The organism is Mycobacterium sp. E3247 (assembly GCF_001667785.1).
GTDB lineage: Bacteria > Actinomycetota > Actinomycetes > Mycobacteriales > Mycobacteriaceae > Mycobacterium.
In genome coordinates this window covers 1-1911 of sequence record NZ_LZJG01000442.1, presented here as the reverse complement: position 1 = coordinate 1911, position 1911 = coordinate 1, and the positions used below count along the sequence as shown (strand labels likewise).

Here is a 1911-nt window from a genome sequence, read left to right as displayed (position 1 = left end):
CCGGCGCCCCGCCCGAACAGGCCGCCGAACAGGTCGCCGATGTTGGCGCCACCGCTTCGGCCCGCGGCATCGAACAAATCGTTGAGGTTGAACTCGGCGCCGTCACCGCCGGCACCGAACCCGCCGAAACCGCCCGCGTCGAACCGGCGTCCGCCGAAACCGCCGCCCGCGAAGAGGCGGCGGGTTTCGTCGTACTCCTTGCGCTTGGCCGGATCCGACAACACGTTGTGCGCCTCGGAGACGGCCTTGAATCGCTCGCCGGCGGCGGGATTATCGGGATTGGCGTCCGGATGCAGGTCGCGCGCCAGCTTGCGGTAGGCGCGCTTGATCTCTTCGGGACTGGCGTCAGAGGAGACGCCCAGCTCCTTGTAGAAGTCCTTTTCGACCCATTCTCGCTGGGCCATGTCGCGTCACCCCCTCCCACCTTTCTGTTGTGTTGTGCTGATTGTGTGGTCTATTCACCGGACGCGCCGGGATTATCGTCCGATTCGGCCTGCCCGGCCGCGGCACCCTCGTCCGCGACCGTGTCGATGACGCCGACCAACGCGTGCCGCAGGACCTGGTCGCCCAGCTTGTAACCCTGCCGCATGACCGTGCCGATCACCGGCTTGGAGCCGTCGCCGCCGTCGCCCTCGTGCTGCACGGCTTCGTGCAGCACCGGGTCGAAGTCCTCGCCTTCGGCGCCGAACGCCGTCAGGCCGAGCCCGATCAGCGCGCTGTCGAGCTTGTCGGCCACCGACTTCAGCGGCCCGGACTCCAGGTCGCCGTGCTTGCGCGCCCGCTCGAGATCGTCGAGCACGCCCAACAATTGGCTGACCACGGCGGCCTTGGCCCGGTCCGCCGCGGCCTGTTGGTCGCGCAGCGCACGCTTGCGGTAGTTGGCGAAGTCGGCCTGGACCCGTTGCAGGTCGGCGAGCAACTCGGTGGCCTTGCCGGCCTCCTCGGGGCTTTCGCCGGCGAATTCGTCGGCCGGCGCCGCCTCGCCCGACGTGGCGCCGGGCGAGGCGTGCCGTACTTCACCGGTCTGCGGGTCGATCCGCCGCTTGTCGGTGACGGTCACCTGCTCCTGTGGATTGCCTTCTGTCACTTGGACTCCCGGTCGTCGTCGACCACCTCCGCGTCCACGACGTCGTCGGCGGAACCGGACGGGCCACCGGCTGCGCCGGCCTCCGCGCCGCCCGCGGCCTGGGTGGCCTCGTAGATGGCCTGGCCGAGAGCCTGGGACTCCTGGCCCAGCTTCTCCATCGCCGCCTTGATCGCGGAGATGTCGGTGCCGCCCAGGGCCGTCTTGGCCTCGGCGATCGCGCCGTCGACCTTGGACAGCGTCTCCTCGGGAACCTTCGACCCGCCCTCGGCCTCACGCTGGTCCTTGACGAACTTCTCCGTCTGATAGACCAGCGACTCGGCCTGGTTGCGGATGTCGGCCTCCTCGCGACGCTGGCGGTCCTCCTCGGCGTGCGCCTCGGCGTCCTTGATCATCCGGTCGATCTCCTCCTTGGACAGGCCGGAGCCCTCCTGGATCTTGATCGTGTTCTCCTTGCCGGTGCCCTTGTCCTTGGCCGTGACGTGCACGATGCCGTTGGCGTCGATGTCGAAAGTGACCTCGATCTGCGGGACGCCGCGCGGGGCCGGCGGGATGCCGGTCAGCTCGAAGGAGCCGAGCAGCTTGTTGTGCGAGGCGATTTCGCGCTCACCCTGATAGACCTGGATCTGCACCGACGGCTGGTTGTCGTCGGCCGTGGTGAAGGTCTCCGACCGCTTGGTGGGGATCGTGGTGTTGCGCTCGATGAGCTTGGTCATCACGCCACCCTTGGTCTCGATACCCAGGCTCAGCGGCGTGACGTCAAGCAGCAGAACGTCTTTCACCTCACCCTTGAGCACACCGGCCTGCAGCGCGGCGCCCACGGCCAC

At 68.4% G+C, this 1911-nt stretch carries 3 protein-coding genes; all 3 read right to left on the bottom strand.

The window, feature by feature from the left end:
- The coding region (locus tag A9X04_RS22355; RefSeq protein WP_156764485.1) for a DnaJ domain-containing protein at window positions 1-404 on the bottom strand (404 nt) is incomplete at its 3' end.
- A gap of 50 nt (window positions 405-454) precedes the next feature.
- On the bottom strand, window positions 455-1087 hold the full coding sequence (gene grpE / locus A9X04_RS22350; protein ID WP_067925184.1) for a nucleotide exchange factor GrpE: 633 nt from the start codon (window positions 1085-1087) through the stop codon (window positions 455-457).
- On the bottom strand, window positions 1084-1911 hold an 828-nt coding region (locus tag A9X04_RS22345), incomplete at its 5' end, for an Hsp70 family protein (protein WP_156764484.1). The genes A9X04_RS22345 and grpE, both read right to left, overlap by 4 nt.